10 protein-coding genes are annotated in these 17,116 nt (G+C 65.3%); 3 read left to right on the forward strand and 7 right to left on the reverse strand.

The features are described 5' to 3' along the window. The first annotated feature begins 6 nt into the window (after positions 1–6). Positions 7–1,725: a thiamine pyrophosphate-binding protein gene (locus tag AB4Y36_RS07215; RefSeq protein WP_368682634.1), complete on the forward strand. Its 1,719-nt coding sequence runs from the start codon at positions 7–9 to the stop codon at positions 1,723–1,725. Between the two features lie 123 nt (positions 1,726–1,848). Here AB4Y36_RS07215 and AB4Y36_RS07220 read toward each other — a convergent pair whose 3' ends face one another. Further along, complete coding sequence (locus AB4Y36_RS07220) at positions 1,849–2,997, reverse strand: branched-chain amino acid ABC transporter substrate-binding protein (RefSeq protein WP_069264433.1); 1,149 nt, start codon at positions 2,995–2,997, stop codon at positions 1,849–1,851. A gap of 97 nt (positions 2,998–3,094) precedes the next feature. Then, positions 3,095–7,039, reverse strand: coding sequence for a trifunctional transcriptional regulator/proline dehydrogenase/L-glutamate gamma-semialdehyde dehydrogenase (gene putA, locus AB4Y36_RS07225; protein ID WP_368682635.1), 3,945 nt, complete (start codon positions 7,037–7,039; stop codon positions 3,095–3,097). On the opposite strand from putA, the gene AB4Y36_RS07230 reads away from it, so the two are divergent. After that, positions 7,038–7,478 carry a hypothetical protein gene (locus AB4Y36_RS07230; RefSeq protein WP_368682636.1) on the forward strand — a complete coding sequence of 147 codons (441 nt, stop codon included), beginning with the start codon at positions 7,038–7,040 and terminating at the stop codon, positions 7,476–7,478. The genes putA and AB4Y36_RS07230 overlap by 2 nt on opposite strands. A 73-nt stretch (positions 7,479–7,551) precedes the next feature. Here AB4Y36_RS07230 and AB4Y36_RS07235 read toward each other — a convergent pair whose 3' ends face one another. Continuing rightward, positions 7,552–9,807 (reverse strand): primosomal protein N', encoded by a 2,256-nt coding sequence (locus AB4Y36_RS07235; RefSeq protein ID WP_368682637.1) that lies wholly within the window; start codon positions 9,805–9,807, stop codon positions 7,552–7,554. 417 nt (positions 9,808–10,224) lie between these two features. Then, positions 10,225–11,316 (reverse strand): uroporphyrinogen decarboxylase, encoded by a 1,092-nt coding sequence (gene hemE / locus AB4Y36_RS07240; RefSeq protein ID WP_368603722.1) that lies wholly within the window; start codon positions 11,314–11,316, stop codon positions 10,225–10,227. Positions 11,317–11,540: 224 nt separating this feature from the next. Between hemE and AB4Y36_RS07245 the strand changes: the two genes are divergently transcribed. Then, on the forward strand, positions 11,541–12,353 hold the full coding sequence (locus tag AB4Y36_RS07245; protein WP_368618550.1) for a transporter substrate-binding domain-containing protein: 813 nt from the start codon (positions 11,541–11,543) through the stop codon (positions 12,351–12,353). A gap of 742 nt (positions 12,354–13,095) precedes the next feature. On the opposite strand, the gene AB4Y36_RS07250 is transcribed toward AB4Y36_RS07245, so the two are convergent. The 3 genes from AB4Y36_RS07250 to atpD form a co-directional block, all read right to left on the reverse strand. Next, complete coding sequence (locus AB4Y36_RS07250) at positions 13,096–14,856, reverse strand: AMP-binding protein (protein WP_368682638.1); 1,761 nt, start codon at positions 14,854–14,856, stop codon at positions 13,096–13,098. Positions 14,857–15,189: 333 nt separating this feature from the next. Continuing rightward, positions 15,190–15,615, reverse strand: coding sequence for a F0F1 ATP synthase subunit epsilon (locus AB4Y36_RS07255; protein ID WP_028203314.1), 426 nt, complete (start codon positions 15,613–15,615; stop codon positions 15,190–15,192). A gap of 79 nt (positions 15,616–15,694) precedes the next feature. Beyond that, positions 15,695–17,089 (reverse strand): F0F1 ATP synthase subunit beta, encoded by a 1,395-nt coding sequence (atpD, locus tag AB4Y36_RS07260; RefSeq protein ID WP_069264444.1) that lies wholly within the window; start codon positions 17,087–17,089, stop codon positions 15,695–15,697. Between the last annotated feature and the right edge of the window lie 27 nt (positions 17,090–17,116).

Consider the following 17,116-nt stretch of genomic DNA (forward strand, 5'->3'; position numbering starts at 1 on the left):
ACCGCCATGCAGCAGCCGAACGCATCCGCCACCACCGAAGCCACTACCACCGGAGCTCGCCTCGTCGTCGATGCGCTCGTCGCCAATGGCGTCGAGCGCGTGTTTTGCGTACCGGGCGAGAGCTATCTTGCGGTGCTCGATTCGTTGTCCGACGAAACCGCAAAGATCGAAACCGTGGTGTGCCGTCACGAGGCAGCGGCGGCGAACATGGCGGAAGCGATCGGCAAGCTCACGGGCAGGCCCGGCATCGCGCTCGTCACGCGCGGGCCGGGCGCCACGCACGCCTCGATTGGCGTGCACACGGCGTTTCAGGACTCCACGCCGATGATCCTCCTGATCGGCCAGGTCGCCCGCGAGCAGATGGACCGCGAGGCGTTCCAGGAAATCGACTATCGACGCATGTTCGGCCAGATGGCGAAGTGGGTCGCGCAGATCGACGACGCGCGCCGCGTGCCCGAATACCTGAGCCACGCGTTCCATGTGGCGATGTCGGGACGGCCGGGTCCGGTCGTGCTCGCGCTGCCCGAAGACATGCTGAGCGGCGCGATTCCCGCGTCCGAAGCGCAGCCCATCGCGCCGAGCGCGCAGCGCGTGCAGGCGTCGCCTTCCGCCGCGCAGATGGAGCGCGTGCGCGAACTGCTCGCGGGCGCGAAAAAGCCGTTCGTGATCGCGGGCGGCCATGGCTGGAACCCGCAGGCTTGTGCGGACTTCCAGCGCTTCGTCGAGAACTGGCAATTGCCGGTCGGCCTCGCGTTCCGCTTTCAGGACACGCTCAACAACGATCACCCGAACTACGCGGGCGACGTGGGTCTCGGCATCAATCCGGCGCTCGCGAAGCGCATCCGCGAAGCCGACGTGCTGCTCGCACTCGGTCCGCGTCTGGGCGAATCGACGACAGGCGGCTATACGCTCTTCGACATTCCCAAAACGAAGCAAACGCTCATTCACGTGCATCAGGGCGCGGAGGAACTCGGCCGCGTCTATGCAGCCGATCTGCCAATCGTTTCGGGCCTCGCGGAATTCGCGGCGCTGCTCGCAGCCCTCCCGGCGCCCGCGCAACCCGCGTGGGCCGGCAGCGCCGCAGAAGCACACGAGGCGTGGCACGCATGGCGCAAGCCGCTGCCGATGCCCGGCGACGTGCAGCTCGGCGAAATCATGCAGCAACTGCGCGCGCGCCTGCCCGACGATGCGATCGTCACGAACGGCGCGGGCAATTACGCAACGTGGCTGCATCGCCATTTCGCGTATCGCCACTTCCGCTCGCAACTCGCACCCACGAGCGGCGCGATGGGCTACGGCGTGCCCGCCGCAATCGCCGCGAAGTCGCAATACCCCTCGCGCACCGTGGTCGCGCTCGCGGGCGACGGCTGCTTCATGATGGCGTCGTCGGAACTCGCCACGGCAATGCAGTACGGCCTGAATGTCGTGTTCATCGTCGTGAACAACGCGCACTACGGCACGATCCGCATGCATCAGGAGCGCCACTATCCGAACCGCGTGCACGGCACGCAACTCACGAACCCCGACTTCGCGGCGTTTGCGCAGTCGTTCGGCGCGCACGGCGAAGTCGTCACGACCACGGCGCAATTCGCCCCCGCGCTCGAGCGTGCCCTCACGGCAGGCAAGCCCGCGCTGATCGAGATACGTGTGACGAAGGAAGCGAGCACGCCTGCGGCCACGCTCGAACAGATTCGCGAAGCGGGCAGGAAAATACGCGGAGAATGACTGAAAAGGAATCCTGAACAAGCTCACCTGTCGCACTGAGTGAGCAGTTGTGAGCGCACAAACAAAAGCCCCGCAGATCTTTCGATTCTGCGGGGCTTTTGACTTCAGCTAAAGCTCAGGCGCTTACTTGCCGCCCACGCTTTGCAGCGTCGTCCACTTGCCGTCGACGACCTTGTACAGCGTGATGCCGCCGTTCTTCAGGTCGCCGCGCGTGTCGTACGCGAGGTCCGACGTCGTGACTGCCGGCATGCTGGTCTTCGCGAGGAACGGCAGGTACTTCGCCGGATCCGTCGAGTTGGCCTTCTTCATCGCGTCGAACATCGCCATGGCGCCGTCGTAGGCGTACGGCGAGTACGTCTGCACGTCTTCGCCGAAGCGCTTCTTGTACTTCGTGACGTAGTCCTTGCCACCCGGCATCTGGTCGAGCGGCAGGCCGGCGAGCGACGCCACCGTGCCGTTCGCCGCGTCACCCGCGATCTGCAGGAAGGTCGGCGTGTGCACCATTTCGCCGCCCATCAGCGGGGCCTTGATGCCCAGCGACTTCATCTGCTTGACCATCGGTGCCGCTTGCGAATCCGCGCCGCCGAAGTAGACCAGGTCGGGGTTCATCGCCTTCGCCTTCGTCAGGACCGACTTGAAGTCGACGGCCTTGTCGTTGGTGTATTCACGGTCGATGATGTTGCCGCCGGCAGCCTTTGCAGCCTTCGAGAATTCGTCGGCGAGACCCTGGCCGTAGGCCGTGCGGTCGTCGATCACGACGATCTTCTTCAAGCCGAGGTTCTTCACGGCGAACGTGCCGGCGACCGAACCCTGCTGCGTGTCCGAGGTCATCATGCGGAACGTCGTCTTGAAGCCTTGCTGCGTGTACTCAGGCGCCGTCGCCATGGCGATCTGCGGGATGCCTGCGTTCGCGTAGATGCGCGAAGCCGGGATCGTCGTGCCCGAGTTGAAGTGACCGAGCATGCCCTTGATGCCGTCGTCGACGAGCTTCTGCGCGACCGTCGTGCCCGTGCGCGGGTCGGCCTGATCGTCGGCCGAGTCGAGCACGAAGTGAACCGGCTTGCCGCCGATCACGGGCTTCGTCGCGTTCATGTCTTCGACTGCGAGCGTGATGCCGTTCTGGAAGTCCTTGCCATAGTGCGCCTGCGCGCCCGTCATCGGACCGGCGAAACCGATCTTCACGTCTTCGGCTTGTTGTGCCTGCGCAGTCCCCGCCAGCGACAGGGCGGCAACAAGCGTTGCGCCTGCCAGCTGCTTCATCGTGTGTTGCATTGCTTCTCCTTGGTACCAGGTATCGAACGAGCGGCTTCGGATTTCAATGGACCTTGCCGCTTCCTTGTCTTGAGACGACCGACAGTATGGCTGGTGCTTAACCGATCGTCATCAAGTTTGCATTACCGCCCGCTGCTGCCGTATTCACGCTGACCGAACGTTCCGCGAGCAGTCGTTCGAGAGCGTAATCTTCATCGCCGTTGGCGAGCGCGTGCGCTGCCACGCCCTGCACCGAGACGATCGGGCCAGGACGTTTGGCCACTTCCTTCACGAGTGCGAGCAGCTCGTCGCTGTCGCCTTCGAAGAGGACCGCATCGAAGTCGGCATCCGCCGTCTTCTTGATCGCTACGTGCGCCTTCAGTGCCGCCGGCAACGCGCTCACCAGCGCTTCGCCTGCCGCGCCCTGGAACAGCGCGCGGTTGCCCGTTGCGAGCGCAACGGCGAGTTGTGCGCGGGCGCCCGTGGCCGTCGACGGCACGCACAGCACCGTGCCGCGCGCCGAAAGCGTGTAGGTGTTGCGCTCGCCCGTCGGGCCCGGCAGAACCGCCGTGGCGCCCGCGAGCACGTATTCGAGGTAGCCGTCGCAGCGTGCCGCGAGCGCGGGCTCGCGCTCGGCGATGAGCCAGTCGCGCAGCGTCGTGAGCGCAGCCTGTGCCGATTGCGGCGCGCCGTTGCCGTCAGCCGCTTGCGGCGCGTCGACGACGAGCACATCGGCGAGCGACTTCGGCAAACCGGCCGGACGCTTCGCGAGCAGACGCGACAGATACAGTGCGCCACCCGCCTTCGGACCCGTGCCCGAGAGACCTTCGCCGCCGAACGGCTGCACCCCCACCACCGCGCCGATCACGTTGCGGTTCACGTAGATGTTGCCCACGTGCGCGCGGCCGATCACGTGCGCGATCGTTTCGTCGATACGCGTGTGAATGCCGAGCGTGAGGCCGTAGCCCGTCGCGCGGATCTGCTCGAGCAGCTTGTCGAGCTGGCTGCGGCGATAGCGCACCACGTGCAGCACCGGGCCGAACACTTCGCGCTTGAGTTCGTCGAGGCTGTCGAGCTCGATGAGCGTAGGCGGCACGAATGTGCCTTGCGCGCAGGAGTCTGGCGTCGGCATCTGCTGGACCTTGCGGCCCTTTTCGCGCATGCCGGCGACGTGCGTATCGATACCGCGCTTCGCGTCGATGTCGATCACGGGGCCGACGTCGGTCGAGAGGCGGTCGGGATTGCCCACCGCGAGTTCCTTCATCGCGCCCGTGAGCATTTCGAGCGTGCGGTCGGCCACGTCGTCCTGCAGGCACAGCACGCGCAGCGCGGAACAACGCTGGCCGGCCGAGTCGAAGGCGCTTTGCAGCACGTCGGCCACGACCTGCTCCGCGAGTGCCGACGAATCGACGATCATCGCGTTCTGGCCGCCGGTTTCGGCGATCAGCGGAATCGGGCGGCCTTCGGAATCGAGGCGCTCGGACAGCGTCTTGTTGATGAGGCGCGCGACTTCGGTCGAGCCCGTGAACATCACGGCACGCGTGCGGTGATCGGCGACGAGCGCCGCGCCCACGGTCTCGCCGTTGCCCGGCAGCAGTTGCACCGCGCCCGCCGGCACGCCGGCTTCGCGCAGGATGCGCACGGCTTGCGCGGCGATCAGCGGCGTTTGTTCCGCGGGCTTCGCGAGCACGGTGTTGCCGGCTGCGAGCGCGGCGGCCACCTGGCCCATGAAGATCGCGAGCGGGAAGTTCCACGGGCTGATACACACCACCGGCCCGAGCGGGCGATGCGTGTCGTTCGAGAACTCTTCGCGGATCTGCGTGGAGTAGTAGCGCAGGAAGTCGATGGCTTCGCGAATTTCCGACACGGCGTTCGGCAGCGACTTGCCCGCTTCACGCACGATCAGGCCCATCAGCGTATGCATTTGGGCTTCGAGCAGATCGGCGGCGCGTGCGAGGCAATCCGCGCGCGCTTCGACGGGCGTGGCCTGCCAGATCGGCGCGGCGGCCACGGCGTGCGAGAGCGCGGCGCTCACGTGCTCGCTCGTCGCTTCCGCTACGGTGCCGACGAGATCGCGATGATCGGCGGGATTGCGCACGTCGCGTGCGGCGCTGTCTGCGATCTCGCTGTCGGCGAGCATCGGCGCGGCGCGCCACGGATGATGCGCGCTCGCCAGCAGCGCCGACGAGAGCGACGCGAGACGATGCTCGTTCGACAGATCGAGGCCCATCGAATTGAAACGCTCGTTGCCATACAGCTCGCGCGGCAGCGGAATCTTCGCGTGCGGCGCGCCGAGCGGCACGACCTTGGCGGCGTCGTCGATGGGGTTCGTGACCAGTTCGGCGACCGGCACGGAAGCATCGGCGATGCGGTTCACGAACGACGTGTTCGCGCCGTTTTCGAGCAGACGGCGCACGAGATACGCGAGCAGCGTTTCATGCGTTCCGACCGGCGCGTAGACGCGGCACGGACGGTTGAGCTTGCCCTGCGAGAGCGGGCCCGTGACTTCTTCGTACAGCGGCTCGCCCATGCCGTGCAGGCACTGGAATTCGTACTGGCCGGGATAGTAGTTCTGGCCCGCGAGGTGATAGATCGCCGAGAGCGTGTACGCGTTGTGCGTGGCGAACTGCGGATACACGGCATCCGGCGCGCCGAGCAGCTTCTTCGCGCAGGCGAGGTAGGAGACATCCGTGTAGATCTTGCGCGTGTACACGGGATAGCCTTCGAGGCCGTCCACCTGGGCGCGCTTGATTTCCGTATCCCAGTACGCGCCCTTCACGAGGCGCACCATGATGCGGTGACGGCTGCGCCGCGCGAGATCGACGATGTAGTCGATCACGAACGGGCAGCGCTTCTGGTAAGCCTGGACCACGAAGCCGATGCCGTTCCAGCCCGCGAGTTCCGGATCGAAGCACAGCGCTTCGAGCAGGTCGAGCGAGAGTTCGAGGCGGTCGGCTTCTTCGGCGTCGATATTGAGGCCGATGTCATAGCGGCGAGCGAGCACGGCGAGTGCGCGCACGCGCGGCAGCAGCTCGCCCATCGTGCGTTCCTGCTGCGCGCGCGAGTAGCGCGGGTGCAGCGCGGAGAGCTTGATCGAGATGCCGGGGCCCTCGTAGATGCCGCGGCCGCCCGCGGCCTTGCCGATCGCGTGGATCGCCTGCTCGTACGATGCGTAGTAGCGCTGGGCATCAGCTTCCGTCGTGGCGGCCTCGCCGAGCATGTCGTACGAGTAGCGGAAACCGCGCGCTTCGAACTTGCGGCTGTTGGCCAGCGCCTCGGAGATGTTCTCGCCCGTGACGAACTGCTCGCCCATCAGGCGCATGGCCATATCCACGCCCTTGCGGATCAGCGGCTCGCCGCCCTTGCCGATCATGCGCGTGAGCGCCGACGACAGACCCGTCTCGCTGTTCGTCGTGACGAGCTTGCCGGTGATCATGAGGCCCCAGGTGGCGGCGTTCACGAACAGCGACGGCGCGTGGCCCACGTGCGATTTCCAGTCGCCCTTGCTGATCTTGTCGCGAATGAGCGCGTCGCGCGTCGCGCGATCGGGAATGCGCAGCAGCGCTTCGGCGAGGCACATCAGCGCCACGCCTTCCTGGCTCGACAGCGAAAACTCGTGGATCAGGCCTTCCACGCCGCCGCCGGTACCCTTCGCACGCAGCGTTTCGACGAGCTTCGTGGCGAGCTTCGTCACGTCGCCCGTGAGGTTGGCCGGCAGGCGCGCTTCACCGATCAGGAATGGCACGCACTCCGGCTCAGGGCGGCGGTACGCGGCCGTGATGGCCGCGCGCAGCACCGACTGCGGTTGCACGTTTTGCGCGAATTCAAGGAACGGGTGCGACGCCGCTTCGTCGTCGTCAGCGGTAGCACCTTCCGCGAGATCGGTCGCACCGACATGACCATTGAGTTCGGGAGGCAACTGGCCGTGCTCGATCTTCTCGAGGTAGGCAAAGATGGCTTGCTTGATGAGCCAGTGCGGCGTGCGCTCGAGCCGCGTGGCGGCGTCCTTGAGGCGCGAGCGGAGGAGATCGTCGACTTTGACGCCAAGTGTGGTGCTAGCCATGTTTCCTTCATATGCCGGCAGACCCGCACCGGCGGTGACCAAAAAGTTGGCGAATCGTAACCCTACCAATAAAAAGGTGCAACCACTCTCGCAAAATGGTTGCACCACGGTTGAGGCCTTGTGCAGCCTGGGTTTGCGGCCGATGACCGCCCACCGGGCCGCGCGGGTCGCGCTCGGTATTTTCCCTGGCCCAGCAACACGCTGGACAACCCTAATCGATTCCGCGGCCGTGCCGTTATACAAACAGAGCGGGGTTGTTGATCACAAGAAAATGCGTAGGGACCAAAAAATGGAAAAGCTGCTGGTAATTGCAGGGATCTGGACGTTGTGCGCCACGTGCGCCGTGCTGTTCATGCGCGGCGCGACGGCGCCGGATGAACGCCGCATGAGTTTGAAGCGCGCGGCGCGCACGGATGCGGCCGATACGGTCGGCCAGTAAGGAAGAAACGGGAAGTTGATACCGGGTGGCCCCGCTGTTGCGGCAACGGGGCCATGGCGGCGGCTGTCCGCGGCTAGATATCGAGCGGATCGACTTCGAGATTCCAGCGCAACACGCCGCGCAACGCGCGCAGCGCGGGCTGCCATGCGCGCAGCGTTGCCTGCAGCGCGGCACGCGACTGGCTTTCCACGAGCAGTTGCGCGCGATGCACGTTCATCACCTTCACGATGGTGAGCGGCACCGCGTCGTAGGCCATGACACGCTCGGCGCCCGGAATCGCGGTGAGCGCCTCCGCGGCCTGGGCGAGAAACGCCAGCGCCGCGTCCAGCGTGCGCCCTTCGGCGCGCAATAACGCCTGATAGACGAACGGCGGCAGGTGCGCGTCGCGCCGCTCCGCGACCTGCGTATTCGCAAACCCCACGTAGTCCTGGCGCGCCAGCGCGTGATAGAGCGCGTGGCGCGGATAGCGCGTCTGCACGAGCACCTCGCCGGCCAGGCCGGCGCGCCCCGCCCGTCCGCTCACCTGCATCAACTGCGCGAACAGGCGCTCGCTCGCCCGGAAATCGTGCGAAAAGAGCGCATTGTCGGCGTTCAGCACGCCGACGAGCGACACGCGCTGGAAGTCGTGCCCCTTCGCGATCATTTGCGTGCCCACCAGGATGTCGACCTCGCCCGCGTGCACGTCGGAAAAGAGCGCCTGCGCGCTGCCCTTGCGGCGCGTGCTGTCGGCGTCGATGCGCAGCACCCGCGCGCCCGGCACCGCGCTCGCGAGCGCCTCCTCGATGCGCTGTGTGCCGCGCCCCATCGGCGCGATGTCGACGTTGCCGCACTCCGGGCACGAATGCGGAATGCGCGATTCCCAGCCGCAGTGATGGCAGCGCAGCGCGCGCTCGGGCTTGTGCAGCACGACGTACGCGCTGCAGCGCGGGCAGCCCGCCACCCAGCCGCAGGCGTCGCAAGCGAGCGTAGGCGCATAACCGCGACGGTTCAGGAACACGAGGCTCTGCTCGCCGCGCTCGAGGCGCGCCTTCATCGCCGCGACCAGGGGCCCGGAGAGCCCTTCGAAGGAAGCGCGGCCCCGCCGGCGCTCCTCTTCGAGATCGATCAGCTTGACGGTGGGCAGCACCGCGTCGGCAATTGCGCGGCGCGAGAGCGTGAGGCGCGTGTAGCGGCCCTGCTCGGCCTGCCACCAGCTTTCGAGCGACGGCGTGGCCGAGCCGAGCACGACCGGCACGCCCAGCTGCTTCGCACGCCATACCGCGAGGTCGCGCGCCGAGTAGCGCAGCCCTTCCTGCTGCTTGTAGGCGGGGTCGTGCTCCTCGTCGATCACGAGCATCGAGAGACGCGGCAGCGAGGCCAGCACCGCGAGCCGCGTGCCGAGCACGATGCGCGCTCGGCCCGTGTGTGCCGCGAGCCAGTTGCGGGCGCGCTCGCCTTCCGCGAGGCCGCTGTGAAGCGTGACGATGGCCTCGTCGGCGAGCGTGGCCGCGAAGCGCGTGCGAAACGCCGCCTCGAACTGCGGCGTGAGATTGATTTCCGGGACCAGCACGAGCGCCTGCGCGCCGGGGTCGCGCTCGAGCAGCGCCGCGAGCGCGCGCAGATAGACCTCGGTCTTGCCGCTGCCCGTCACGCCGTGCAACAGGAAGGGCGCGAACCCGCTCGCCTCGCCGATGGCTTCCACGGCTTCGGCCTGTTCGTCGCTCAGGCGCGGGACGTCCACCATGGCGGCAGTCTGCGCGGCGCTGTGGGCTGCACTGGCGGCCGCGCCGACCGCAATGGACTCATGCTCGACCCAGCCCGCTTCGCACCAGGCTTCGAGCGTCGCAATCGCCTTCGGATGCAGCGCGCGGGCCGCGGCGACGTCGAGTTCGCCGGCATCAACGAGCGCCTGCGCGAGACGGCGCAGCGCCTGGGCGCGCGCCGGCAACGCGTCGGGCAACTCGGCGCGCCCTTGCGGCGACAGACGGTAGCGCTCCTCGGGGGCGAGCATGCGCGCCCAGCGCGACGGATCGCGCAGCGCCTGTGGCAGCGCCGGCAACGCGACCTCGCCCAGGCCCCGCTGATAGTAGTCGGCGGCAAAGCCAGCCAGCGCGAGCCATTGCGCCGAAAGCGGCGGACAGGCGGCGCACACCGCGCTCACGTCGCGGAGCTTGTTCGCGGGCACGTCGCTGTGAGTGGTCACTTCGCAGATCAGGCCGACGACGTCGCGACGTCCGAACGGCACGCGCACGAGCATGCCGGGCTCCGGCGCGCTGTCGAGGCCATAGCGATAGTCGTAGAGCGCATCCAGTGGATGGTCCAGCGCCACGCGCACGTACTGCCCTGTCATGCCTCACTCCCAGGGAAGTTCCGTACGCCACCGCACAGACATGCAAACCTCAAGTAATACTTGAGATTTCGCGCTAAGTTTTGGATTCCGCAGAACAATCGCGCCCCCGAATCTGCGCCTGTGGATAACTTTGTTGAGAACTTCCCGGGCGCCGCCGCAGCGCGCCCGCGTGTCGTCGTTATGTGGGATACCGCACACAGCGCCGTGGAGCGCCGAAAGCCTTGTCTGTCAAGGGTCTGATTGATTCTGCGCAGACCTGAACGGGCGCCTGCGACAACCTTTCCCTCTTGCGCGCCGCAACGAGGCAAGTGTGTATAAGTCAAGTCTTGACAGGACCGCGATGGCGTCTGGATGGCCTCTTGAGCCCGGTCATACCCTGACGCCCGGAGCCCAGCTTGGTGCGGCGCATCAAAAACGTCACGCACCGGTCGCGCGGATCGCGCGGCTGTGGCGATGCACTTCGTCCACGAGTTCGGCCACGCTTTCGGGAGGCGTGAACTGCGAAATGCCGTGGCCGAGGTTGAACACGTGGCCCGGGTGCGCGCCAAAGCTGTCCAGTACCGCGCGCGCCTGCTCGCGAATCGCGGCCGGCGAAGCGAACAGCACCGTGGGGTCGAGGTTGCCCTGCAGCGCCACGCGCTCGCCCACGCGCTCGCGCGCGCGCCCGAGGTTGACGGTCCAGTCGAGGCCAACGGCGTCCACGCCCGTATTGGCGATTTCGTCGAGCCAGAGGCCGCCGCCCTTCGTGAAGGTGATCACGGGCACGCGCTCGCCGGCGTGCTCGCGCTTGAGCTGCGCCACGACCTGCGCGATGTACGCCAGCGAGAAGCGCTGGTACGCGCCGTCCGCGAGCGCGCCGCCCCAGGTGTCGAAGATCATCACGGCCTGCGCGCCGGCTTCGATCTGCGCGTTCAGATAGGCCGCCACCGCCTGCGCGTTCACTTCGAGAATGCGTTGCATGAGGTCGGGGCGCGCGTACAGCATCGACTTCACCGTGCGGAAGTCGTCCGAGCCGCCACCTTCGACCATGTAGCAGGCGAGCGTCCAAGGGCTGCCCGAGAAGCCGATCAGCGGCACACGCTGGTGCCCTTCTGCATTGGTGAGCGCGCGGCGAATTTCGCGTACGGCGTCGGTCACGTAGCCGAGCGTCGCGCCGATATCCGGCACGGCGAGCCGCGCCACGTCTTCTTCGGTACGCACGGGGTGCGCGAACTTCGGCCCTTCACCCGCCTGGAACGAGAGGCCAAGGCCCATCGCGTCCGGAATCGTGAGAATGTCGGAGAACAGGATCGCGGCGTCGAGCGGATAGCGCTCGAGCGGCTGGAGCGTGACCTCCGTCGCGTAATCGGGATTCTTCGCGAGGCCGAGGAAGCTGCCCGCGCGGCTGCGCGTGGCGTTGTACTCCGGCAGATAGCGGCCTGCCTGGCGCATCAGCCAGATCGGCGTGTACTCGGTCGGCTGGCGCAGCAGCGCGCGCAGGAAGGTGTCGTTCAGGAGAGTGTGGGCCACGTGCTGGATGCGCGAAGTCGCGCCAAGGTTCGGAAGCAAGCGGCCATTTTACCGGAGCGGCCGTCGCGTCATGCCCCTGATGGGCGGGATCAGAAAGCGCAATGCCACTGAAGTATAGGCCTGCCTACCCAGGTAAGTCCGCGCTTAACGGCCGCGTACGCGAGGACTATCATCAGACGGCTTTCCAAAACATTACATCAACCAAAACCAGATCTGGAGACACGATGAATAAAGCCGCCCTCGGCCTGACGATCGTTAGCGCCGCTTTGCTGAGCGCGTGCGCCACGAGCCAGTCCGCCGGTACCCCCGCCAACGGTGCGCAGAGCGCCACGGCCCCGTCGCGCCTCGACGAAATCATCGCGCGCGGCACGCTGCGCGCCTGCACGACCGGCGACTACAAGCCCTACTCGTTCTACAGGCAGGACGGCACGTTCGAAGGCATCGACATCGACATGACCCAGTCGCTTGCGAAGTCGCTGGGCGTGAAGGCCGAGTTCGTGAAGACGTCGTGGTCGAACCTCATGAACGACTTCCTCGCGAAGTGCGACGTTGCAGTGGGCGGCGTCTCCACGACGCTCGAGCGCCAGAAGCGCGCGTTCTTCACCGAGGCTTATCAGGTCGACGGCAAGACGCCGATCGTGCGATGCGCGGACGTCAAGAAGTATCAGACCGTTGAGCAGATCAACCAGCCTTCGGTGCGCGTGATCGTGAATCCGGGCGGCACGAACGAGCGCTTCGCGAAGCAGTTCCTGCCGAATGCGAATCTCATCATGTACCCGGACAACGTGACGATCTTCAAACAGATTCTCGCGGGCAAGGCCGACGTAATGGTGACCGACGCCTCCGAGACCATGTTGCAGCAGAAGCTCAACCCGGGGCTGTGTTCGGTGCATCCCGACAAGCCGTTTCAGTACGGCGAAAAAGCGTGGATGGTGCCGCGCGGCGACGTGGTGTTCCAGCAGTATGTCGATCAGTGGCTGCACCTTGCGCGCGCGAGCGGCGAATATCAGGCAATCTCCGACAAGTGGCTGAAGTGAAGTGTTGAATCGCGCCGCATTGTTATGGCCCTTCGAATTGCTACGATGAGTTGCAGAACATGGGGTCACACGAGGCACGCAAAGTTTGCATTCCACGCGCGAGCGCAATGCCGACGCATTGCGCATGTGCGCACCCGGTAAATCTGTACCGTACGCGTCATGCGTAAAAAGGCCCATGCGGTGGGCCTTCCTTCATGCGATTCGAATCCTCGCGCGCGAGTTGCGATTAAGGCTGTCAGGCAGCCTCGAAAAATAGCGGTAAAAATGACTTCCGCGAAACGCTCAGGATGGCAAAAAGCGCCGCAGAGCCTTATCTGACGGGCGTTACAACCTGAAACACTTTGTTACCGCGAACCTATCTTAATTCGCCCACAATGCCTTCAACGGTTTCAACACGGATGTGGCGCGGTGCCAGTGTGAGCGGACACAAAACACCAGCCGGTCGGCCCTACGCCGAAGCCCTCTCGAGGGGCATCCTTGTTGGAGCCGTGACCGGCGTCGAAGACGTTTCATGACCCGGCTCCTCCTTTGGTCTCCTCGCGCTAACCCCGTAGCGTGTGGTTTTTAGCGGGCTCCAGGCCCGCTTTTTTTTCGCCTGTACGTTTCGTTATTCAACAGGCATCGCTCCGCACCCACTCCCTCCAGCGTAAATAATCGTTCGGTTTCCCGACTATTTTGCGCGTTCTGCAATGCCGCAGCGACGCCTTGAGTCGTCCGCCGCGGCATTGCATCGAACCTCGTATCAAGCCGTCTTCTGCTCGTTGATCTTGAGTTCGTCGATCATGCGCGCGCGCATCACGAACTTCTGCACCTTGCCTGTCACGGTCATCGGCAGTTCGTCGACGAAGCGGATGTACTTCGGGATCTTGTAATGGGCAATCTGCCCCTGGCAGAACGCCTGAATCTCCTCGGCCGTTGCCGCTTCGCCCGGGCGGAGCACGATCCACGCGCACACTTCCTCGCCGTACTTCGCATCGGGCACGCCGAACACCTGCGCGGACTGCACCTTCGGGTGGCGGAACAGAAACTCTTCGATCTCTCGCGGATAGATGTTCTCGCCGCCGCGGATCAGCATGTCCTTGAGGCGACCGACGATGTTGCAGTAGCCTTCGGCATCGATCGTCGCGAGATCGCCCGTATGCATCCAGCCATCGACGATCGACTCGGCCGTCTTCTCCGCGTCGCCCCAGTAGCCCTGCATCACCGAATAGCCCTTCGTGCACAGCTCGCCCGTTTCGCCCACCGGCACGATTTTGCCGAGCGCGTCGACGATCTTCACTTCGAGATGCGGCTGAATGCGGCCCACGGTGGTCGTGCGCTTGTCGAGCGGGTCGGTGGTCGAGCTCTGGAACGACACCGGGCTCGTTTCCGTCATGCCGTAGGCGATCGTGATTTCGGCGAGATGCATCCTGGAGACCACGCGCTTCATCGTCTCGATCGGGCACGGCGAGCCGGCCATGATGCCCGTGCGCAGCTTCGAAAGATCGAAGCGTGCGAACTCCGGATGATCGAGCTCCGCGATGAACATCGTGGGCACGCCGTGCAAGGCCGTGCAGCCCTCTTCCGAGACGGCTTCGAGCGTCGCGCGCGGATCGAACGCCTCGCCGGGGAACACCATGTTCGCGCCAACGGATACGCACGCGAGCACCGCGAGCACCATGCCAAAGCAGTGATAGAGCGGCACCGGAATGCAAAGCGAATCTTCTTCGGTGAGGCGCATCGCCTGGGCGATGAAACGTCCGTTGTTGAGCACGTTACGGTGCGTGAGCGTCGCGCCCTTCGGATTACCGGTCGTGCCGCTCGTGAACTGGATGTTGATGGCCTCGTCGGGCGATAGCGTCGCGTTGATCGCGTCGAGCCACGCCGTGCCGTCGCGCGCGATGCGCTCGCGGCCCATCTCCACGAGTTCGCTGAAGCAGAGCATGCCGGGCGTGGCCGTGTCGCACATGCGCACGACCGCGCGCAGTTCGGGCAGGCGCGCGGCCTGCAGCTGGCCGGGCGTGGCGCTCGCAAGCTCGGGCGCGAGCGTCTGCAGCATTTCCAGATACTTCGAGGTCTTGAAGCTCTCCGCCGAGACGATCGCCTTGCAGCCGACCTTGTTCAGCGCGTATTCGAGTTCGGCAAGACGATAGGCGGGATTGATGTTGACGAGCACCGCACCGATGCGCGCGGTCGCAAACTGGGTGAGCAGCCATTCGACGCGATTGGGCGACCAGATGCCGACGCGATCTCCCTTGACGATGCCTAGCTCGGCAAAACCGGCCGCGAGCACGTCCACTTCTGCGGCGAACTCGCGCCAGTTCCAGCGGATGCCCTGCTCGCGGAACACCACGGCAGGCCGCTCGGGGAAGCGGTTGGCGGTCTCCTGCAGGAATGTGCCGAGGGTCGCGTCGCTGAGCGGCACGTCGGACGTGCCTCGCACGTAGGAAAGCCCGTCTTTCGGCGCGATGAGCGGCTCATGTACACCGGGCGCGGCGCGCGCGCCTGCTGCGTCGATTGCCATGATGGCTGTCTCCTGGGGAGCGTTACTCCCGCGTTTGAAATGAATTTGAAAACCATTGTGCCACCGGCTTGACTGGGGGCGGCATCAAGTCTTACCCGCAGGGTCTGGGCCGGCTGCGAACGAATGATTTGGCATTACCTTTCCGTAAACGTCAAGTATGCCGGAGCGTTTTGGTCGACCTCCGTGGCTCACGGCATTTATGCCGCGTTTTTCATCGCGGTGCCATTGGGCCGTGCCCGCCCACCGGCGCGCACATGCAAAAAGGGCTCCCCAACCGGGGAGCCCTTTTTTGCTTCGAACGCGGCCCCACGAGGGGGCGCGTACGAGAACCCATTAGTGCTGGTTCATCTTGCGCAGGCGCTGGATCGCCGCGAGCTGAGCGACCGCGTAGGCCAGTTCGGCCTGGGCGGTGGCGTACTCGAGGTTCGAGCCGGCGTTCTGCAGCGTCTCTTCAGCGCGCTTGCGCGCTTCCGTAGCCTTTGCCTCGTCGAGATCCTTGCCGCGGATCGCGGTGTCGGCGAGCACCGTGACGGCGCCCGGCTGCACTTCGAGAATGCCGCCGGCGACGAACACGAACTCTTCACCGCCGTCTTCCGCCACGATGCGCACTGCGCCCGGACGAATACGCGTGATGAGCGGCGTGTGCCCCGGCAGAATGCCCAGCTCGCCCGCCTCGCCCGGAAGCGCGACGAACTTCGCCTGGCCGTCGAAGATGCTCTCTTCGGCGCTGACGACGTCTACCTTGATGGTTGCTGCCATATGTGTCGACTCCTTGGGGATTAATTGGCTGCTGTGGCGGATAAGTCGCGCGACTTATCCGCACTTCGGCAACTAACCCTTACTGGATCTTCTTGGCCTTTTCGAAGGCTTCGTCGATCGTGCCGACCATGTAGAACGCCTGCTCCGGCAGGTGATCGCATTCGCCGTCAACGATCATCTTGAAGCCGCGGATCGTTTCCTTCAGCGGCACGTACTTGCCCGGCGAGCCCGTGAAGACTTCCGCGACGTGGAACGGCTGCGACAGGAAACGCTGGATCTTGCGAGCGCGGGCCACCGTCAGCTTGTCTTCCGGCGACAGTTCGTCCATGCCCAGAATCGCGATGATGTCGCGCAGTTCCTTGTAGCGCTGCAGCGTTTGCTGCACGCCGCGCGTGATCGAGTAGTGCTCTTCGCCGATCACGTTCGGGTCGATCTGGCGCGAGGTCGAGTCGAGCGGGTCGACTGCCGGGTAGATACCCAGCGAGGCGATGTCACGCGACAGCACGACGGTTGCGTCCAGGTGGCCGAAGGTCGTAGCCGGCGACGGGTCGGTCAAGTCGTCCGCAGGGACGTACACGGCCTGAACCGACGTAATCGAGCCCTTCTTGGTCGACGTGATGCGCTCTTGCAGCTTGCCCATTTCTTCAGCCAGCGTCGGCTGATAGCCCACTGCCGACGGCATACGGCCGAGCAGTGCCGACACTTCGGTGCCAGCCAGCGTGAAACGGTAGATGTTGTCGACGAAGAACAGCACGTCGAGGCCTTCGTCGCGGAAGTGCTCGGCCATCGTCAGACCGGTCAGCGCGACGCGCAGACGGTTGCCCGGCGGCTCGTTCATCTGGCCGTACACCAGCGCGACCTTGTCGAGAACGTTCGAGTCCTTCATTTCGTGGTAGAAGTCGTTGCCCTCACGGGTACGCTCGCCCACGCCCGCAAACACGGAGAAACCACCGTGTTCCTTGGCGATGTTGTTGATGAGCTCCATCATGTTGACGGTCTTGCCCACGCCAGCACCACCGAACAGACCGACCTTGCCGCCCTTTGCGAACGGGCAGATCAGGTCGATAACCTTGATGCCGGTTTCGAGCAGTTCCGCCGACGGCGACAGCTCGTCGAACGCCGGAGCCTTCTGGTGGATCGAGCGCGTCGTTTCGCTCACGATCGGGCCAGCTTCGTCGATCGGACGGCCGAGCACGTCCATGATGCGGCCGAGGGTCGGCTTGCCGACCGGCACGCGGATGGGGTTGCCCGTGTTCTTGACCACGGTGCCGCGGCGCAGGCCGTCAGCCGAACCCAGACAGATGGTGCGGACGACGCCGTCGCCCAGCTGCTGCTGCACTTCCAGGGTCAGTTCCGACCCTTCGAGAATCAGCGCGTCGTAGATCTTCGGCATGCTCTCGCGCGGGAATTCCACGTCGATCACCGCGCCGATGCACTGTACGATCTTGCCTTCTACCAAAGCAGTTGTACTCATCGATTTTCCTTTAGATACCTGAATTCT

It is taken from the genome of Paraburkholderia sp. BR10936, from assembly GCF_040965735.1.
GTDB classification, from domain to species: domain Bacteria; phylum Pseudomonadota; class Gammaproteobacteria; order Burkholderiales; family Burkholderiaceae; genus Paraburkholderia; species Paraburkholderia nodosa_A.

Excerpts from the sequence above, each read along its gene's own strand:
- AB4Y36_RS07215 (WP_368682634.1), top strand. The coding sequence starts at position 7 with ATGCAGCAGCCGAACGCATCCGCCACCACCGAAGCCACTACCACCGGA.
- AB4Y36_RS07220 (WP_069264433.1), bottom strand. The coding sequence starts at position 2,997 with ATGCAACACACGATGAAGCAGCTGGCAGGCGCAACGCTTGTTGCCGCC.
- AB4Y36_RS07230 (WP_368682636.1), top strand. The coding sequence starts at position 7,038 with ATGTTTCCTTCATATGCCGGCAGACCCGCACCGGCGGTGACCAAAAAG.
- putA (WP_368682635.1), bottom strand. The coding sequence starts at position 7,039 with ATGGCTAGCACCACACTTGGCGTCAAAGTCGACGATCTCCTCCGCTCG.
- AB4Y36_RS07235 (WP_368682637.1), bottom strand. The coding sequence starts at position 9,807 with ATGACAGGGCAGTACGTGCGCGTGGCGCTGGACCATCCACTGGATGCG.
- AB4Y36_RS07245 (WP_368618550.1), top strand. The coding sequence starts at position 11,541 with ATGAATAAAGCCGCCCTCGGCCTGACGATCGTTAGCGCCGCTTTGCTG.
- AB4Y36_RS07250 (WP_368682638.1), bottom strand. The coding sequence starts at position 14,856 with ATGGCAATCGACGCAGCAGGCGCGCGCGCCGCGCCCGGTGTACATGAG.
- AB4Y36_RS07255 (WP_028203314.1), bottom strand. The coding sequence starts at position 15,615 with ATGGCAGCAACCATCAAGGTAGACGTCGTCAGCGCCGAAGAGAGCATC.
- atpD (WP_069264444.1), bottom strand. The coding sequence starts at position 17,089 with ATGAGTACAACTGCTTTGGTAGAAGGCAAGATCGTACAGTGCATCGGC.